Source organism: Streptomyces sp. NBC_00259 (assembly GCF_036181745.1).
In the GTDB taxonomy this organism is placed as follows: Bacteria; Actinomycetota; Actinomycetes; order Streptomycetales; family Streptomycetaceae; genus Streptomyces; species Streptomyces pratisoli.
The window spans coordinates 5,898,029-5,916,347 of sequence record NZ_CP108080.1 but is presented as its reverse complement, the minus strand read 5'-3'; the positions used below and the strand labels follow the sequence as shown (position 1 = coordinate 5,916,347).

The 18,319-nt window shown below is 72.4% G+C and carries 13 protein-coding genes and 1 riboswitch; of the genes, 3 read left to right on the top strand and 10 right to left on the bottom strand.

The window, feature by feature from the left end:
* Position 1: 1 nt before the first annotated feature.
* The 3 genes from OG766_RS26775 to OG766_RS26765 are packed head-to-tail and all read right to left on the bottom strand — an operon-like array spanning position 2 to position 4,734.
* Positions 2 to 1,192, bottom strand: a complete 1,191-nt coding sequence (locus OG766_RS26775) for an alkaline phosphatase family protein (RefSeq protein ID WP_266388305.1) — start codon at positions 1,190 to 1,192, stop codon at positions 2 to 4.
* Positions 1,192 to 1,785 (bottom strand): DUF5998 family protein, encoded by a 594-nt coding sequence (locus OG766_RS26770; protein ID WP_266388308.1) that lies wholly within the window; start codon positions 1,783 to 1,785, stop codon positions 1,192 to 1,194. The genes OG766_RS26775 and OG766_RS26770 overlap by 1 nt, the downstream gene beginning before the upstream one ends.
* 54 nt (positions 1,786 to 1,839) lie before the next feature.
* On the bottom strand, positions 1,840 to 4,734 hold the full coding sequence (locus OG766_RS26765) for a bifunctional acetate--CoA ligase family protein/GNAT family N-acetyltransferase (protein WP_266388311.1): 2,895 nt from the start codon (positions 4,732 to 4,734) through the stop codon (positions 1,840 to 1,842).
* A gap of 163 nt (positions 4,735 to 4,897) precedes the next feature.
* Here OG766_RS26765 and OG766_RS26760 point away from each other — a divergent pair, with 163 nt between their 5' ends.
* Positions 4,898 to 5,179 (top strand): HPr family phosphocarrier protein, encoded by a 282-nt coding sequence (locus tag OG766_RS26760; RefSeq protein ID WP_266388314.1) that lies wholly within the window; start codon positions 4,898 to 4,900, stop codon positions 5,177 to 5,179.
* Positions 5,180 to 5,328: 149 nt separating this feature from the next.
* Here the strand turns inward: OG766_RS26760 and OG766_RS26755 are convergent, their stop codons facing one another.
* The 4 genes from OG766_RS26755 to OG766_RS26740 form a co-directional block, all read right to left on the bottom strand.
* On the bottom strand, positions 5,329 to 6,006 hold the full coding sequence (locus tag OG766_RS26755; RefSeq protein WP_266388317.1) for a GntR family transcriptional regulator: 678 nt from the start codon (positions 6,004 to 6,006) through the stop codon (positions 5,329 to 5,331).
* Between the two features lie 178 nt (positions 6,007 to 6,184).
* The gene (locus tag OG766_RS26750; RefSeq protein WP_266388320.1) at positions 6,185 to 6,958 is read right to left on the bottom strand and encodes a M23 family metallopeptidase; all 774 of its coding nucleotides are present in this window, start codon (positions 6,956 to 6,958) and stop codon (positions 6,185 to 6,187) included.
* 13 nt (positions 6,959 to 6,971) lie between these two features.
* Positions 6,972 to 7,136: riboswitch (cyclic di-AMP (ydaO/yuaA leader) on the bottom strand.
* Positions 7,137 to 7,399: 263 nt separating this feature from the next.
* Positions 7,400 to 8,782 carry a M16 family metallopeptidase gene (locus OG766_RS26745; RefSeq protein ID WP_266388870.1) on the bottom strand — a complete coding sequence of 461 codons (1,383 nt, stop codon included), beginning with the start codon at positions 8,780 to 8,782 and terminating at the stop codon, positions 7,400 to 7,402.
* 17 nt (positions 8,783 to 8,799) lie between these two features.
* Complete coding sequence (locus tag OG766_RS26740) at positions 8,800 to 10,152, bottom strand: M16 family metallopeptidase (RefSeq protein WP_266388323.1); 1,353 nt, start codon at positions 10,150 to 10,152, stop codon at positions 8,800 to 8,802.
* A gap of 192 nt (positions 10,153 to 10,344) precedes the next feature.
* Here OG766_RS26740 and OG766_RS26735 point away from each other — a divergent pair, with 192 nt between their 5' ends.
* The gene (locus OG766_RS26735; RefSeq protein ID WP_266388326.1) at positions 10,345 to 12,795 is read left to right on the top strand and encodes a DNA gyrase/topoisomerase IV subunit A; all 2,451 of its coding nucleotides are present in this window, start codon (positions 10,345 to 10,347) and stop codon (positions 12,793 to 12,795) included.
* 38 nt (positions 12,796 to 12,833) lie between these two features.
* Here OG766_RS26735 and OG766_RS26730 read toward each other — a convergent pair whose 3' ends face one another.
* Positions 12,834 to 13,946 (bottom strand): CobW family GTP-binding protein, encoded by a 1,113-nt coding sequence (locus tag OG766_RS26730; RefSeq protein WP_266388328.1) that lies wholly within the window; start codon positions 13,944 to 13,946, stop codon positions 12,834 to 12,836.
* A 52-nt stretch (positions 13,947 to 13,998) separates the two neighbouring features.
* Positions 13,999 to 15,165: a citrate synthase/methylcitrate synthase gene (locus tag OG766_RS26725; RefSeq protein WP_266388330.1), complete on the bottom strand. Its 1,167-nt coding sequence runs from the start codon at positions 15,163 to 15,165 to the stop codon at positions 13,999 to 14,001.
* 90 nt (positions 15,166 to 15,255) lie between these two features.
* Between OG766_RS26725 and OG766_RS26720 the strand changes: the two genes are divergently transcribed.
* Entirely contained in the window at positions 15,256 to 16,491 is a 1,236-nt protein-coding gene (locus OG766_RS26720; RefSeq protein WP_266388333.1) for a citrate synthase, read from the top strand.
* A 239-nt stretch (positions 16,492 to 16,730) separates the two neighbouring features.
* On the opposite strand, the gene OG766_RS26715 is transcribed toward OG766_RS26720, so the two are convergent.
* The gene (locus OG766_RS26715) at positions 16,731 to 18,302 is read right to left on the bottom strand and encodes a glycoside hydrolase family 13 protein (protein ID WP_328726352.1); all 1,572 of its coding nucleotides are present in this window, start codon (positions 18,300 to 18,302) and stop codon (positions 16,731 to 16,733) included.
* Positions 18,303 to 18,319: the final 17 nt, after the last annotated feature.

Here is an 18,319-nt window from a genome sequence, read left to right as displayed (position 1 = left end):
GTCAGGAGCGCACTTCGAGGAGCGGGACGAGCTGTTCGACGGGGGTCATCGAGCCGTGCATGCCGACCATCGCGGACTCGTTCGGCTCGTTCACGGACGCGGTGATCACGACGTCGTCGTGGGCCGCGGCGACGACGTCGCCGATGCGCCGGTAGACCCGCTCGTCGGTCCCCGGGCCGAACCAGCCCGCCGCGATCGCCTCGTCCCGGCTCGCCACCCAGAACCGGTCGCCGAGCACCTCGCGCCAGACGGCCAGCACATCGGCCTCGGCTCCCGGGACCGCGTAGACGTGGCGGGCGCGGCCCTCGCCGCCGAGCAGGGCGACACCGGCCCGCAGCTCCCAGTCCTCGTCGAAGTCGATCCGCGACTCCTCGTCGAACGGGATGTCGATCATGCCGTGGTCGGCGGTGACGTACAGCGCGCTGCGCGGCGGCAGCTGCTCCGCGAGCCGCTGGACGAGGCGGTCGACGTACATCAGCTGGCCGCGCCAGGCGTCGGAGTCGACGCCGAAGCGGTGCCCCTTGCCGTCGAGCTCGCTGTAGTAGGTGTAGACGAGGGACCGGTCCCCGGCGGCGAGCTGCTGCGCGGCGAAGTCCATCCGCTCCTCGCCGGTGAGCCGGCCGTGAAACGTTCCGCCACTCAGCGCGATCTTGGTGAGCGGGGTGTCCTGGAAGGCCGGGGAGGACACCTGGGCGGTGTGCACTCCGGCCTCGTCGGCGAGCTGGAACACGGTCGGGTACGGCTGCCAGACGCGCGGCGAGGTCCACGGCTTCCAGCGCAGCTGGTTCATCAGCTCACCGGTCTCCGGGTTGCGCGCGGTGTATCCGGGCAGGCCGTGCGCGCCGGGCGGCAGACCGGTGCCGAAGGAGGCCAGTGAGGTGGCGGTGGTGGCGGGGAAGCCGACGGTCAGAGGACGGCCGGTGCCGCCGAGCGAACCGGCGAGGAGCGAGGTGAGGTACGGGGCGTCCTCGGGATGGGCCCTGAGCTGCTCCCAGCCGAGGCCGTCGATCAGGAAGACGCAGACCCGGTCGGCGGGGCCGAGCTCCGCGATGGTGGGGTGCAGCCCCGGGACGCCCTGTCCGGAGGCGATCGTCGGCAGCAGATCGGCGAGCGAGGCCGAGCCGTACGCGGGGACGGGCGCGGTGTCGAGGGCGAGCGGGACGAGGTCCTCGGGCCAGTCGGGCTGGACCATCAGCGCGTGGCCGCCGTGGCGGCCGTGGCCTCGGAGAGCGCCTGGGCGAAGGCGAGCGTCTGCCGGACCGTCTCCGGTCCGTCCCCCGCCTCGCTGACCCGCAGGCTGAGGTCGTCCGCGGTGGAGCTTCCGGTGTAGCCGTGGTCGGCGTCGCAGTTGGGGTCGCCGCAGGCGGCGGGCTCCAGGTCGATACGGGAGACCGCGCCCCAGCCGATGGTGAGGACGACCTCGCGGGGCAGTGTGCCCGGGGTGTACGACTCGGGGTTGGCGACGACGCGGCTGACGACGACGGACGAGATCCTGGGGAGCTTCACCGACTCGGTGGAGGTGGTCGCGTACGGCGTCGGGGAGCTGCTGTCCGCGGTCTGCTCGTCGGTGTGGCTGACGATGAAACGCGCGCCGGTCAGGACGAGGACGGTGACATGGCGGCGGACCTCGTTGGCGTCGAACGTGGTCTCCTGGTGCACCAGGTACGACGCGATCGGCTCACCGCCGACAGCGGCCTCCACCGCTTCGGCCACGAGAGCCGGGTAGTAGCCGCTGCGCTCGATCGCCGCGCGCAGCCCCTGGGTCGTCGTACCGGTCTTCGCCATGGGCTCCATCCTACGGGGCCGCGGGACCCCGGAGTGCGCTCGGTGACGGCCGCTTCAGTAACTGGGGAGGGTGCGCGGCCCCAGGTCGGTGCGGGGCGGCGGCGGGGCGAGCCGTACGGCGGCCCCGAGCACGCAGAGGCCGTGCTGGGCGACGACGACCGGTTCGAGGCTGATCGCGACGACCTCCGGGTGGTCGTCGACCAGCCGGGAGACGCGCAGGAGGAGTTCTTCCAGGGCGGCCGTGTCGACGGGCGCGGAGCCCCGCCAGCCGAAGAGGAGCGGTGCGGTCCGGACGGACCGGAGGAGCTCGGCGGCGTCACGGTCGGTGGCCGGGACGAGACGGTGGGCCGTGTCGCCGAGCAGCTCCGTGGCGGGGCCGGCGAGCCCGAAGGACAGCACGGCACCGACGGCCGGATCGATGGCGGCGCGCACGACGGTGTCCACGCCGCGCGGGACCATCGCCTGCACGACGGGCTGCAGCTCCGCCGGCTTGCCGAGCGTGTCCGTCAACTCGGTGTAGGCCTGGCGCACTTGGTGCTCGTCGGCGAGGTCGAGTCGCACACCGCCGAGATCGGGGCGGTGACGCAGGTGCGGGGCGGTGGTCTTGAGGGCGACCGGGTAGCCGAGGCGGGCCGCGGCGAGGACGGCTGCGTCGGCGTCCGGGGCCGGGAGGGTGGGACGTACGGGAATGCCGTACCGCTGGAGCAGCCGCCGCGCGTCGTCCTCGCGCAGGGTGACGCCCCGCTCCCCGGGTGCCGTGTCGAGCAGCCCCTCGATGAACGCGGCGGCCCCGCTCTCGTCGATGTCCTCGTACTGGGGCACCTTGCCCGGCTCCGCTGCCGCCCGCCGCCACTGCGCGTACCGCACGGCCTCCGCCAGCGCCCGTACGGCCCGCTCGGCGGCGGGGTAGGCGGGGATCCGCCCGGCGGTGGCGGGGATCTCCGCCGGGGTGGCGGGCGGGTCCTGCCCCGCGCCCGCCACGAGCGGGCCCGCCGTACCCGGCCCGGTGGGGGGAACGTCCCGCCGGGCACCGGCCGCGGGCCGGCCGGCCCGGTCCTGCCCGGTAGCCTGCGGGGCCGAGCTCGTCGCCGCGGCGAGGGCGTCGGCGAGGCCCCCGAGTTCGACGTGCACGACGAGCACGGGCTTGGCCGGGGCGGACGCCGTGGCCGCGCGGAGGGCCGCGGCGAGGACCTCGCCGTCGCCGGACTCGGTGACACCGTTCTCGCCGACCCAGGGGATCGCGTTGACGATCACCGCGTCGCACGCGTCGTCCCGCAGCGCCCCCGCGAGCGCGTCGCAGAAGTCCTGCGGCGTCGCCGCCGTCGTCAGGTCGCGCGGCCGCTGCGGCCGCAGTCCCTCCGTGAGGCAGGCGTCGTACGTCAGCAGCCCGAGCGACTCGGAGTTGCCCAGGATCGCCACGCGTGGCCCGGCCGGCAGCGGCTGGCCCGCCAGCAGCAGTCCCGCGTCGACGAGTTCGGTGACCGTGTCGACCCGGATCACGCCGGCCTGCCGCAGCAGCTCCGAGACGGTCGCGTACGGCACGCGCGTCGTCGGCACCGCGTGCCCGGGCGGTGCGCTCCCGCTGTGCCGGGCGCCCCGCACCACCACCACGGGCTTGACCGCCGCCGTACGCCGCGCGAGCCGGGTGAACTTCCGCGGGTTGCCGATGGATTCGAGGTAGAGCAGGACGACGTCGGTGTCCGGGTCGTCGTACCAGTACTGCAGGAAGTCGTTGCCGGAGACGTCCGCCCGGTTGCCCGAGGAGATGAAGGACGACAGCCCGGCGCCCCGTCGGTGCAGGCCGCTCAGCAGCGCTATGCCGATGGCGCCGGACTGGGTGAAGAGCCCGATGCGCCCGGGCGCCGGCGCCTGTGGCGCGAGGGACGCGTTCAGCCGGACCCCGTCCGCGGTGTTGATGATCCCGAACGCGTTCGGCCCGATGATCCGCATCCCGTACGAACGCGCCTGCCGCACCAGTTCACGCTGCCGCTCCCGCCCCTCCCCGCCGCTCTCCGCGTAGCCGGCGGCCAGCACGACCAGCCCTTGGACCCCGTGCTCGCCGCAGTCCGCGACGACGTCCGGCACCCGCTCCGCCGGTACGGCGACGATCGCGAGGTCGACCGGCTCGCCCGTCTCCGCCACGATCTCCGCGACCGAGCGGTAAGCGGGCACCCCGTCCAGCTCGTGCATGTCCAGGACGAGGGCGCGGTTCACCGCGTACGTCCGCCCGGTGTACCCGGCGTCGAGGAGGTTGCGCAGCACCGTGCGCCCGACTCCGCCGGGCGCGCGCCCGGCGCCGATGACGGCCACGGACCGGGGCGCGAGCAGCCGCTGGACCGAGCGCGCCTCGGCCCGCTGCTCCCGGGCGCGCTGGACCGCCAGCGACTCGGCGGTCGGTTCGAGGTCGAGCGTGAGATGGACGGAGCCGTCCTCGAAGCTGCGCTTCTGGGTGTAGCCGGCGTCCCTGAAGACCTTGATCATCTTGTTGTTGGCGGGCAGCACCTCCGCCGCGAACCGCCTGATGCCTCTCTCCCGCGCGACCGCCGCGATGTGCTCCAGCAGGGTGGAGGCGACACCCCGCCCCTGGTGCGCGTCCTGTACGAGAAACGCGACCTCGGCCTCGTCGGCGGGCGCGGACGCCGGCCTTCCGTCGGCGTTGATGCGGTCGTAGCGGACGGTCGCGATGAACTCCCCGCCGATCGTCACCGCCAGCCCCACCCGGTCCACGTAGTCGTGGTGCGTGAACCGGTGCACGTCCTTGGCGGAGAGCCGCGGGTACGGCGCGAAGAAGCGGTAGTACTTGGACTCGTCCGACACCTGCTCGTAGAAGCTGACGAGCCGCTCGGCGTCCTCGGTGGTGATGGGCCTGATGCGCGCGGTGCCACCGTCACGCAGCACCACGTCGGCTTCCCAGTGGTCGGGGTACGCGTGGTCCGACGGGGTCTGCATGGGGCAAGAGTACGGCTCGGACACCGGTAGCGGAGCCCGGTCGGCGGGGGCAGGCTGAGAGGGCCGATCGACGCCCGCGCCCGGGCCGGAGGCCGGTAGGAGTGCACTCCGCGACACATGAGAGACTGGTCTAGACAACCGCTAAGACTTGAAGGGCACCACCATGGCTGAGCGCCGCGTCAATGTCGGCTGGGCCGAGGGCCTGCACGCCCGCCCCGCGTCCATCTTCGTTCGTGCCGCCACGGCCTCCGGCGTTCCCGTGACGATCGCCAAGGCCGACGGTACCCCGGTCAACGCCGCCTCCATGCTCGCGGTGCTCGGCCTGGGCGCCCAGGGTGGCGAGGAGATCGTGCTCGCGTCGGACGCCGAGGGTGCGGACGTCGCCCTCGACCGTCTGGCGAAGCTCGTCGCCGAGGGTCTCGAGGAGCTTCCCGAGACCGTCTGAGCCCACTGAATTCACGGCGGAGCCGCGGCACCTGAAATTCCGGGTGCCGCGGCTCCGCCGTTTATACGCGCGCCTTACGCGCGCCTTTTCGGGGGCAGCACGAAACCAGCCCCTGGAATTGCTCTCGCTCTTTGTATACGGCGTCATCGTTAAAGGCGGCCGCCCGCCGTGTTTACGGAATGTTGCGAGGACCTCACACCGGCGGGAATCCGCAGCCGGTGCGCACCGGTCGTCCGTTCGGCGTGCAGGGCGGTGAGGGCCCGCGCCCGCTCCGCGTCACCGCGCGCCACCGCGTCGACGATCGCGCCGTGCTCGGCCCAGGCCTCCACGGGCCGGGCGGGCAGCTCGACCGCGTACATCCAGGCGATCTTGTGGCGGAGCTGCGTGAGCAGGGCGGTGAGCCCCGGGCTTCCGCAGGCCTGCGCGAGCGTCTCGTGGAACCATGCGCCGAGCGAGCGGAGATCATCGCCCTGCCCCCGCCGCGCCCGGTCCTGGCCGAGCCTGACCAGGCCACGCAGCACCTTGAGATGGGCCTCCGAACGCCGCTGGGCGGCCCGCGCGGCGCCGAGCGGCTCCAGCAGCAGCCTGATCTCCAGCAGATCGGCGGCCTCCTGCTCGGTGGGCTCGGCGACACACGCGCCGGCGTGCCTGCGGGTGACGACGAAGCCCTCCGACTCCAGGGTGCGCAGTGCCTCGCGGACCGGGACGCGCGAGACGCCGTAGCGGCGCGCCAACTGCTCCTCGGTGAGCCGGCTGCCGCGCTCGAAGGCACCGGAGACGATGTCGTCGCGGATCGCCGTGCACACCGAGCGGGCGGGAATGCGCATACCGAACCTCCGCTTTAATCGCCGCGAAACCCAGTCGAGCGACGCCTGTTCCGTGACTCTATTCCAGGTGGCGTGATTTTCCGAAGGCCCGGAGGAATCCGCGGATATCTTTTGGCCGGAATACGCCGAAGGCCCCGGCTCGGAGGAACCGAACCGGGGCCTTGACGGAAGCGGAAGGTCAGACCGCGACGCCGTGCGCACGCAGATAGGCGATCGGGTCGATGTCCGAGCCGTAGTCGGCGCCGGTCCTGGCCTCGAAGTGGAGGTGCGGGCCGGACGAGTTGCCGGTCGACCCGGAGCGGCCGATCTGCTGACCCGGGGTGACGCTCTGGCCGACCGAGACGCTGATCGAGGAGAGGTGACCGTACTGGGTGTACGTGCCGTCGTGCATCCGGATGACGACGTTGTTGCCGTACGCGCCACCCCAGCCGGCCTCGACGACCGTGCCCATGCCGACGGCGACGACCTTGGTGCCGGAGGCGGCGTGGAAGTCGATCCCGGTGTGGCTGCCGGAGGACCACTGTCCGCCGCCGGCGTGGTAGCTGGTGCTGACGTAGGAGCCGGCGACCGGGAGCGTGTAGGTCAGCAGGCGCTTGCGCTCGGCCTCGCGGGCGGCGCGCTCACGGGCCTCGCGGGCCTCCTTGACGCGGACCTCCGCCTTGCGCTTGGCCTCGGCCTCGGCCCGCGCCTGCTCGGCGGCCAGGGCGGCCTCCTGCTGCTGGGCGTCGGCCTGGGCGCCGATCTGGTCGGCGAGCGAGTCACTGGCGACGATGGCCTGGGTCAGGCCGGTGTCCTCCACGGGGCGGATGTCCGCCTCGGCGGCGAGCGCCGGGGAGGCGAGGGTGCCGATGACGCCGGTGGTCGCGATGGCGGCGACGGAGGCGACGCCCGCGCTCCTGCGCGACAGACGGCTCGGACCACGATGCTTCCCGGTGGCACGGGTGAACGCCATGTAGTGGCTGATCCTTTCCTTCCTTCTCGCCTACCGGGTTAGCTGACGGGTTCGGAGCAGGAAGGTCTCCTACGGGCCCCTCCGCACGGGTGCGAAGGCGTCCGATTCACCCCAGGGGGACATGTGGGTCCCCGGCTCCCCAGGCTCACGCCCGACGGGGACTCGGCGATGGCTGTCCGATGCCGCGGGTGCGGCGAGTGCAACTTGCGGACAGCGCAGAAGACGCTAAGCCGATCTTCGCGCAATCACCAAACAGACACCGGTATTTGTAGTGCACGCCACAGGGCAGACACATCTCCTCCCCAACAAAACGGACATACGAGAAGGCCCCGTTGGCGGGGCCAACGGGGCCTTCTGCGGTCCAACCCGGCGTCCGGGGGATGTCCGGCCGGACGCCGGGCGAGGCCCGGTGGATGTCCGGTCGGCGTCCGGAACGGTCAATCAGCCAGTGACAACGGTCACTTCACCGATGCCGAGGGCCCGGACGGGCTCCTCGATCAGCGCGGCGTCCCCGACGAGGACGGTGACGAGCCGGTCCACCGGGAAGGCGTTGACGGCCGCGGCGGTCGCCTCGACCGTGCCGGTCTCGGCCAGCCGCGCGTACATCTGGGCCTGGAAGTCGTCCGGGAGGTCCTGCTCGACCTGGTCGGCCAGCGTGCCCGCCACGGACGCCGCCGTCTCGTACTTCAGCGGGGCCACACCCACCAGGTTCTGCACGGCCACATCGCGCTCCGCGTCGGTCAGACCCTCCGCGGCGAGGGTGCGCAGCACCTTCCAGAGGTCGTCGAGCGCGGGGCCGGTGTTCGGGGTGTCGACCGAGCCGCTGATCGCGAGCATCGACGCACCGGTGGCCCCGCCCGGGGACGAGGGCGCGGCGGAGCGCAGCACCTGCCCGAAGGCCCGCACACCGTACGTGTAGCCCTTCTCCTCGCGCAGGACGCGGTCCAGACGGGAGGTGAGCGTGCCGCCGAGGCAGTACGTGCCGAGGACCTGGGCCGCCCAGACCCGGTCGTGCCGGTCGGGGCCGATCCGGCCGATCAGCAGTTGCGTCTGGACCGCGCCGGGGCGGTCGACGATGACGACCCGGCCCCTGTCGTCGGCGGTGATCGGCGGCATCGGACGGCTCTCGGCCGTGTCACCGGTCCAGCCGCCGAGCGTGTCGGCCAGCACGGCGTCCACATCGACACCCGCGAGGTCGCCGACGATCACGGCGGTGGCCGTGGCGGGCCGGACGTGCGCCTCGTAGAAGGCCCGTACGGCCGCGGAGTCGATGCGCTCCACGGTCTCCTCCGAGCCCTGGCGGGGCCGGGACATCCGGGAGGAGGCGGGGAACAGCTGCCTGGAGAGTTCCTTGGCGGCGCGGCGGGCCGGATTGGCCGTCTCGTGCGGGATCTCGTCCAGCCGGTTCCGTACGAGCCGCTCGACCTCGCTGTCGGCGAACAGCGGGGCGCGCAGCGCCTCGGCGAGCAGACCGAGGGCCTTCGTGAGCCGGGAGACCGGCACCTCCAGGGAGATCCGGACGCCCGGGTGGTCGGCGTGCGCGTCGAGCGTGGCGCCGCAGCGCTCCAGCTCGGCCGCGAACTCCTCCGCCGTGTGCTTGTCGGTGCCCTCGGACAGCGCCCGCGCCATGATCGTGGCGACGCCGTCCAGGCCCTCGGGCTCGGCGTCCAGCGGGGCGTCGAGGAAGATCTCGACGGCCACGACCTGCTGGCCGGGGCGGTGGCAGCGCAGCACGGTCAGCCCGTTGTCGAGCGTGCCGCGCTCGGGGGCGGGGAAGGCCCACGGCTTGGCCTCGCCGGCCTGCGGCTGCGGATGGAAGTCCATGGTCACGGCAGCGTCGGTCACTGGTCCGCCCCCTCTGCGTCGTCGTTGTCCTCGGCGTCCTCGGCGTCCTCGGCCGCGACGGGCTCGTAGACCAGCACCGCCCTGTTGTCCGGGCGCAGCCGGGCCTTGGCGACCGCCTGCACCTCCTCGGCGGTGATGTCGAGCACCCGCCCGACGGCGCTGAGCGCCAGCTGGGGGTCGCCGAACAGCACGGCGTACCGGCACAGTTCGTCGGCGCGGCCCGCGACCGTGCCGAGCCGGTCCAGCCATTCGCGCTCCAGCTGAGCCTGCGCCCGCTCCATCTCCTCGGCCGTGGGACCCTCGGCGGCGAACCGGGCCAGCTCGTCGTCGACGGCGGCCTCGATGTCCGGCACCTCGACACCCGCGGACGTCTTCACGTCCAGCCAGCCGAGCGAGGGCGCGCCGGCGAGGCGCAGCAATCCGAAGCCCGCGGCGACGGCCGTACGGTCGTGGCGCACCAGACGGTTGTGCAGCCGGGACGACTCGCCGCCGCCGAGGACGGTCAGCGCCAGGTCGGCCGCGTCGCATTCGCGGCTTCCGTCGTGCGGCAGCCGGTAGGCGGCCATCAGCGCGCGGGCCGGGACCTCCTCCTCCACGACCTCGCGCAGCTGCTCCCCGATGACGTCGGGCAGGGACCCGTCGCGCGGGGGCTGCTTGCCGTCGTGCATGGGGATGGATCCGAAATACTTCTCGATCCAGGCGAGGGTCTGCTGCGGGTCGATGTCGCCGACGACCGACAGCACCGCGTTGTTCGGCGCGTAGTACGTGCGGAAGAAGTTCCGCGCGTCCTCCAGGGTCGCCGCGTCCAGATCGGACATCGAGCCGATCGGGGTGTGGTGGTAGGGGTGGCCCTCCGGGTAGGCGAGGGCGGTCAGCTTCTCGAAGGCCGTGCCGTAGGGAACGTTGTCGTAGCGCTGGCGGCGCTCGTTCTTGACGACGTCCCGCTGGTTCTCCATGGACTCGTCGTCCAGCGCGGTCAGCAGCGAGCCCATGCGGTCGGCCTCCAGCCAGAGCGCGAGCTCCAGCTGGTGCGCGGGCATGGTCTCGAAGTAGTTGGTGCGCTCGAAACTGGTGGTGCCGTTGAGCGAGCCGCCCGCGCCCTGCACCAGCTCGAAATGGCCGTTGCCCGGTACCTGCGCGGAGCCCTGGAACATGAGGTGCTCGAAAAGGTGAGCCAGGCCGGTACGGCCCTTGACCTCGTGGCGTGAGCCGACGTCGTACCAGAGGCAGACCGCGGCGACCGGGGTCAGGTGGTCCTCGGACAGCACCACACGGAGGCCGTTGGCCAGCCGGTGCTCGGTCGCTGTCAGGCCGCCGGAGCCGGCCTGGGCTGTGGCCGTGTGACCCATGGGCATGTAGTCCCTTCGATCGCGTTGCAGGATGTCCTGCCACTGTATGCAAAGCGTGCGGGGACCCGGCGAGGTTCCCGGCGGTTCCACCCGCTGTTCCGGGTCGCGGTCGGTCTTGTCAGTGGGACGGTCCACAATGGTCGGCGTCAGATCCCGTTCATGGTTCATGTTGGTGAAGGAGCCGCAGCAGCGATGGCCCGCCGCAGCACGAAGACGCCGCCGCCCGACGACTTCGAGGAGAAGATCCTCGACATCGACGTCGTGGACGAAATGCAGGGCTCCTTCCTCGAGTACGCGTACTCGGTGATCTACTCCCGGGCCCTGCCGGACGCCCGGGACGGCATGAAGCCGGTGCACCGCCGGATCGTGTACCAGATGAACGAGATGGGGCTGCGCCCCGACCGCGGCTATGTGAAGTGCGCCCGGGTCGTCGGCGAGGTCATGGGCAAGCTCCACCCGCACGGCGACGCGTCGATCTACGACGCGCTGGTGCGCATGGCCCAGCCCTTCTCCATGCGGCTGCCGCTGGTCGACGGCCATGGCAACTTCGGTTCGCTCGGCAATGACGACCCTCCGGCCGCGATGCGTTACACCGAGTGCCGGATGGCCGACGCGACGAGCCTGATGACCGAGTCCATCGACGAGGACACGGTCGACTTCTCGCCGAACTACGACGGTCAGGAGCGGGAGCCCGTCGCGCTGCCCGCGGCCTTCCCGAATCTGCTCGTCAACGGCGCCTCGGGGATCGCCGTCGGCATGGCGACCAACATGCCGCCGCACAACCTGGGCGAGGTCGTCGCCGCAGCCCGCCATCTGATCAAGCACCCGGGTGCCGATCTCGAGACGCTGATGCGCTTCGTTCCCGGTCCCGATCTGCCGACCGGCGGCCGGATCGTCGGCCTCGCCGGGATCAAGGACGCCTACGAGACCGGCCGCGGCACGTTCAAGATCCGCGCGACGGTGACGGTGGAGGACGTGACGGCCCGCCGCAAGGGCCTCGTCGTCACCGAACTGCCCTTCACCGTCGGCCCGGAGAAGGTGATCGCGAAGATCAAGGACCTGGTCGGCCAGAAGAAGCTCCAGGGCATCGCCGACGTCAAGGACCTCACCGACCGTGCGCACGGTCTGCGCCTGGTCATCGAGATCAAGAACGGCTTCATCCCCGAGGCCGTGCTGGAGCAGCTCTACAAGCTGACGCCGATGGAGGAGTCCTTCGGCATCAACAACGTGGCGCTGGTCGACGGCCAGCCCCTGACGCTGGGCCTCAAGGAGCTGCTGGAGGTCTATCTCGACCACCGCTTCGAGGTCGTGCGGCGCCGCAGCGAGTTCCGGCGCGGGAAGAAGCGCGACCGGCTGCATCTGGTCGAGGGCCTGCTCGTCGCGCTGCTCGACATCGACGAGGTCATCCGCCTCATCCGCTCCAGCGAGAATTCGGCGCAGGCCAAGGAGCGCCTCATCGCGCACTTCTCGCTCAGCGAGGTCCAGACGCAGTACATCCTGGACACCCCGCTGCGCCGGCTCACCAAGTTCGACCGGATCGAGCTGGAGAGCGAGCGGGACAGGCTGACCGCCGAGATCGCGGAGCTGACCCGGATCCTGGAGTCCGACACGGAGCTGCGCAAGCTCGTCTCCGCCGAACTGGCCGCGGTGGCCAAGAAGTTCGGCACCGAGCGGCGCACGGTCCTGCTGGAGTCCGCGGGCACCCCGGCACCCGCCGCGTCCCTGCAGGTGGCGGACGACCCGTGCCGGGTGCTGCTGTCCTCCACGGGGCTGCTGGCCCGTACGGTCACCGGTGAGCCGCTGCCGGACGACGGCGACCGGCGCGCCAAGCACGATGTGATCGTGTCCGCCGTGCCGGCGACGGCGCGTGGCGACGTGGGTGTGGTCACCTCGGCCGGCCGGCTGCTGCGGCTGGCGGTGATCGACCTTCCGCAGCTTCCGGAGAGTGCCCACGCGCCGAGTCTGTCGGGCGGGGCGCAGGTCTCCGAGTTCCTGTCGCTGGAGGGCGAGGAGACGGTCGTCTGTCTCACCACGCTCGACGAGGCCTCCCCCGGGCTCGCGCTCGGCACGCTCCAGGGCGTGGTCAAGCGGGTCGTGCCGGACTATCCGGCCAACAAGGAGGAGCTGGAGGTCATCGCGCTCCGCGAGGGCGACAGGATCGTCGGCGGCGCCGAGCTGCGCACGGGCGAGGAGGACCTGGTCTTCATCTCCTCCGACGCCCAGCTGCTGCGCTTCCAGGCCTCCCAGGTCAGGCCGCAGGGCCGGGCGGCCGGCGGCATGGCGGGCATCAAGCTCGCGGAGGGCGTCGAGGTGGTCGCGTTCTCGGCGGTGGACCCGGCGGCGGACGCGGTGGTCTTCACGGCCGCGGGCTCGACCGGTGCCCTCGACGACTCGGTGACGACGGCGAAGCTGACGCCGTTCGACCAGTACCCGCGCAAGGGCCGGGCGACCGGCGGCGTGCGCTGCCAGCGGTTCCTCAAGGGCGAGGACGTGCTGGTGCTGGCCTGGGCCGGTGCGGCTCCGGCGCGTGCGGCGCAGAAGAACGGCTCACCGACCGAGCTGCCGGAGATCGATCCCCGACGGGACGGTTCCGGCGCGCCGCTGACGAAGCCGGTCGCGGCGCTGGCGGGCCCGGCGTCGTAGGGACGGCGAGTGCCGTGACGCCGCGGGGCGGCCCGGGTTCACTCCCAGGGCTGCTCCGTCGGGGCGTCCGGCCGCTCGGGTACGAACCGCAGGATGCCCCACATGCTGTGCTCTTCCGGGGCGTCCTGCGGGCCGGTGACCCTTGCGGCGTCCAGTTGCTTCAGCAGGGCTCCGGAGTCGGTGCCCGAGCCGATCAGCACGAGTTGGGACTGCCGCTCGGTGCTGTCCGCCGGCCACGGTTCCGGGTAGAAGCGCAGGAACCGGCCGACGGCGTGCACCGCATAGCGATGGACGGGGTCGGCGTCCCCGAAGTCGGCGAACCCCTTGATCCGGTAGAGCCCTTCGGGCCGTGAGTCGAGGAAGTCGAGCAGCCTGCGCGGGTGGAGGGGCTCGGCGGCCGTGAACGAGACGGTCTCGTAGGCGGCGTGCAGATGATCGTGGTGACCGCCCCCGCAGTCGTCACCGCTTCCGCAGTCCTCGCCGGCCTCGCAGTCCTCGCCGTCCTCCTCGTGGAGGTCCTCGAAGGACAGCTGGCCCACGCGCTCGCCGCGCGGACGGCATTCGAAGAGCACCTCGGGATCGATACGCCCGTACGCCGCCGGGATCACGGCGGCGCCGTCGGCGAGGCCCGTGATCCGCTCCCTGAGCCGCTCCCGCGCCGGATCGCCGACGCGGTCCGTCTTGTTGAGCACGATCAGATCGGCGATGCCGAGGTGCCGCTCGATCTCGGGGTGCCGTTCCCGTGTCGCGTCGAACTCGGCCGCGTCGACGACCTCGACGAGCCCGCCGTACACGATCCGCTCGTTCTCGCTGGCCAGGAGCATCCGGACGAGTTCCTGCGGCTCGGCGAGACCGCTCGCCTCGATGACGATCACATCGAGGCGGGCGGCGGGCCGGGTGAGCTTGTCCAGGAAGACGTCCAGCTCGCTCGCGTCGACGGCACAGCACAGACAGCCGTTGCCGAGGGACACCGTGGAGTCGCCGAGCTGGCCGGCCACGGTCATGGCGTCGATCTCGATGGACCCGAAGTCATTGACGATCGCGCCGATCCTGGTCCCGCGGCTCGCGCGCAGCAGATGGTTGAGCAAGGTCGTCTTGCCGGATCCCAGAAAGCCCGCGAGGACGATGACGGGGATCTGCGGACTGCTCAAGACGGCTCCTGCGGTGCTGGGGGTAGGCGTCGGACCTCCAGGATAGGGCGGGTCAGGAGGCCATCGGGAGCGGCTGCGGCGGGGGCGGTCCCACGTACCGGGCGGCCGGTCGGATGATCTTGGAGTCTTCGGCCTGCTCCAGGATGTTGGCGCTCCAGCCGACGACCCGGGCCGCGCAGAACGTCGGGGTGAACATCTCGCGCGGCAGCCCGCACAGCTCCATGACGACGCCGGCGTAGAACTCCACGTTGGTGTGCAGCTCCCGGCCCGGCTTGAGCTCCGCGAGGATCGCCTCGACGCGCGTCTCCACCTCGACCGCGAGGTCCACGAGCGGGCCGCCGAAGCTCTCGGCGAGGGAACGCAGCATGCGTGAGCGCGGGTCCTCGGTGCGGTAGACGGGGTGGCCGAAGCCCATGATGCGTTCGCCCGCGAGGACCCGTTGCCTGATCCACGGGTCGATACGGTCCGGCGTGCCGATCGCATCGAGCGTGTCCAGGGCCCGGCTCGGGGCTCCGCCGTGCAGCGGTCCGGACAGCGCGCCGATCGCGCCTACCAGGCAGGCCGCGACATCGGCGCCGGTGGAGGCGATCACCCGGGCGGTGAAGGTGGAGGCGTTGAAACCGTGGTCGACGGTCGAGACGAGGTATTGCTCGACCGCCCTCGCACGGGCGGGGTCCGGCTGCGAACCGGTCAGCATGTAAAGGTAGTTGGCGGCGTACGACAGGTCCTCGCGCGGTTCGACGGGCTCCAGGCCCTGGCCGAGCCGGTACAGCGCGGTGAGCAGCGTCGGCACGGCGGCACAGGCCGCGAGCGCGTCCGTGCGCCGGTGCTCGGCATCGAGGTCATATACGGGCCGCAGACCGGCGGACGCCCCCAGGAGCGAGAGCGCGGTGCGCAGTCCGGCGAGCGGGCCGGAGGGCCCGCCGGCGCGGGCGATCGCCGGCAGGGCCGCGCGTACGTCATCGGGCAGCCGGCGCAGTGACACGGTCCGCGCCAGGAAGTCGGCGCGCGCTTCCGGGTCCGGCAGCCGGCCGTGGAACATCAGGTGCCAGACGTCCTCGAATCCGCTGCTCTCCGCGAGTTCCACGGCCGAGTACTGGCGGTAGTGGTAGAAGCCCTCGCGTCCCCGTACGTCCCCGAGCGCGGTGTCGGTGACGACGACGCCCGCGAGTCCGCGCGGTACGTCGAGAGGTGCGGCGGCCCCGTTGGTGCTGTGCATGGTGTGGTCCTCCCTCGGATTGATTCGACTGTCCATGCTTGACTAGATCACTGTCAATATTGATTGAATCAATACATGTACGGTGTCCTCATGACGGATCAACCGGCGGACCGGGAGCGGCTCACCACCCGCGAGGCGGCCGAACGGCTCGGTGTGAAGCCCGAGACGGTGTACGCGTACGTCAGCCGCGGGCAGCTCACCAGTCGCCGCGACCCCGGCGGGCGCGGCAGCACGTTCGACGCCAAGGAGGTCGACGCGCTCGTCCGCAGGGGGCGCCGTGAGCCCGCCGCGGGCGGCGATGTCACCCAGCGCATCCGTACCGGCATCACGCTGATCGACAAGGACCGGTACTACTACCGCGGGGTGGACGCGACCGAGCTGGCCCGTCGGTACCACTACGAGGAGATCGCCGACTGGCTCTGGACCGGCACCCTGCGGGCGGGCGTCCGGTTCACCGCACCGCCCGAGCCGCTCGCCGCCGCCCGGAGTGCGGTGGCGGCGCTGCCCGGGCACAGCGGCTCGACCGACCGGCTCCGCGTTGCCGCGATCGCCGCGGCGGCCGCGGATCCGCTGCGTTTCGACCTCGGCCGGGAAGCGGTGCTCGGCTGCGCCCGCTCGCTGATCCCCACCCTCGTCGACGCGTTGCCCGTGGCCGGCCGGGAGCATCGCGGCGAGGGCCGCCTCGCCTGGCGCCTGTGGGCACGGCTCACCGCAGAACGGCCCGACGAGACAGCGCTGCACGCCCTCGACATGGCCCTCTCGCTGCTGATCGACCACGACCTCGCCGCCTCGACCCTCGCGGTGCGGGTCGCGGCCTCGGCCCGCGCCCATCCGTACGCCGTCGTGTCGGCGGGGCTCGGCGCGCTCGACGGCCCGCTGCACGGTGCCGCCAGCGGGCTGGCCCACCGGATGCTCGCCGAGGTCCTGGAGCGCGGGAGCGCGGCCCCCGTCGTCGCCGATCATCTGCGCGCGGGCCGCCGGGTGCCGGGCCTCGGCCACCGGCTCTACCCGGCCCAGGACCCGCGCGCCGAGGCCCTGTTCGACGTGCTCGCCACGCTCCCCGCGGCCCGTCCCGCGCTGGCCGCCGCCCGCGAGGTCGAGGCGACGACCGCCCGCCAGATGGAACTGCACGCCAATGTGGACCTGGCGCTCGCGGTCCTGTCGGTGTCGTCCGGCATGCCCGCCGAGGCGGGCGAGACCGTCTTCGCCGTGGCACGCACGGCGGGCTGGATCGCCCACGCACTGGAGGAGTACGAGGAGCGTCCCCTGCGCATGCGTCCCAGCGGCCAGTACACCGGACCACGGCCCCCGAGGCCCCTGCCCTGAGCGGGCGGGACGCCGGGGCCCGGCCGCACCGATGAGCCGTCAGGCCGACGGGCTACCGGCCCGTCAGGCGACGGCTACCGGACCGACGGACGGGCAGGACGCACGGGCCAGGGCCGTCAGGCCGTCACGCCGACGGGCGACGGGCCGACCGCCGTAGCGACCGCCCTCCCGCCGGCCCGCCGCAGCACCCGTAGCGGCCCCCGGCCCCGGGCATCGGCCCCGCGCCGCCCGGCGCCGTCTCAGGCCCGTAGCCACGCGGCGGTGTCCCGGGGAAGCCCTCCCCCCTCCAACGGACCGCTCGTCAGCAGAACGGAGTCGTGCGCCGGCAGGGCGACCTGGTCCGCGCCCAGGTTCACCACGCACACCAGCCCGTCCTGCCGGGCGAAGGCCAGCACTCCGGACGGGTGGGGCAGCCATGTCAACGGGCCGTCGCCGAAGCCCGGTTCGGTGCGGCGCAGCCGCAGGGCGCGCCGGTAGAACGTGAGCATCGAGTCCGGGTCCGCGGCCTGGCGGTCGGCGGCGTACGCGTCCCAGTCCGCCGGCGGCGGCAGCCACGGCTCGGCGGCCGGGGGCGCGCCGGTCCACGGCAGCGGCACCCGGCAGCCGTCGCGGCCGGGGTCCGTGCCGCCGGAGCGGAAGTGCATCGGGTCCTGGATGCGGTCCCTCGGGATCTCCGCCTCCGGGAGGCCGAGCTCCTCGCCCTGGTACACGTAGACGGACCCGGGCAGCGCCAGCGACAGCAGCGCGGCGGCGCGCGCCCGCCGGGTGCCGAGGCCGAGGTCCGTCGGGGTGCCGAAGGCCTTGGTCGCGAAGTCGAAGCCGGTGTCCTCGCGTCCGTAGCGCGTGACCGTGCGCGTCACGTCGTGGTTGCACAGCACCCAGGTGGCCGGGGCTCCGACGGGCGCGTGCTCGGCGAGGGTCTCGTCGATGGTGCGGCGCAGCCGCTCCGCGTCCCAGGGGCAGGCCAGGAAGCTCAGGTTGAACGCGGTGTGCAGCTCGTCGGGCCGCAGATAGCGGGCAAAGCGCTCGGAGTCCGGCAGCCAGACCTCCCCGACGAAGATGCCGTCGTACTCGTCGGCCACCGCGCGCCACGAGCGGTAGATGTCGTGCAGCTCGTCCCGGTCGACGTAGGGGTGCGGGTCGCGGCCCGGGGCGAAGTCGGGCATGTACGCGTCCTTGGCGAGCAGCGCCGCCGAGTCGATCCGTACGCCCGCGACGCCGCGCTCGAACCAGAAGCGCAGGATCTCCTCGTGCTCACGCCGCACCGCCGGATGCGCCCAGTTCAGGTCGGGCTGCTCGGGAGCGAAGAGATGCAGGTACCACTCGCCGTCGGGCACCCGGGTCCAGGCCGGGCCGCCGAACTCCGACTCCCAGTCGTTGGGCGGACGTTCGCCGTCCGTGCCCCGCCCGCGGCGGAAGTGGAACAGCGCGCGCTCGGGACCGCCTGGACGGGCCGCCAGGGCCGCCCGGAACCACACGTGCTGGTCCGAGACGTGGTTGGGGACGATGTCGACGATCGTGCGGATGCCCAGCTGCCGGGCTTCGGCGATGAGCTTCTCGGCCTCACTGAGGGTGCCGAAGGCCGGGTCGATGGCGCGGTAGTCGGCGACGTCGTACCCGCCGTCCGCGAGCGGGGACACGTACCAGGGGGTGAACCAGAGCGCGTCGACGCCCAGTTCGGCGAGGTAGGGCAGTCTGGTCCGGACTCCGGAGAGGTCACCCGTGCCGTCCCCGTCTCCGTCGGCGAAGCTGCGTACGTACACCTGGTAGATGGCGGCGGAGCGCCACCAGTCCGGTTCCGATGCGGACACGTTGATCCTTTCGGGGT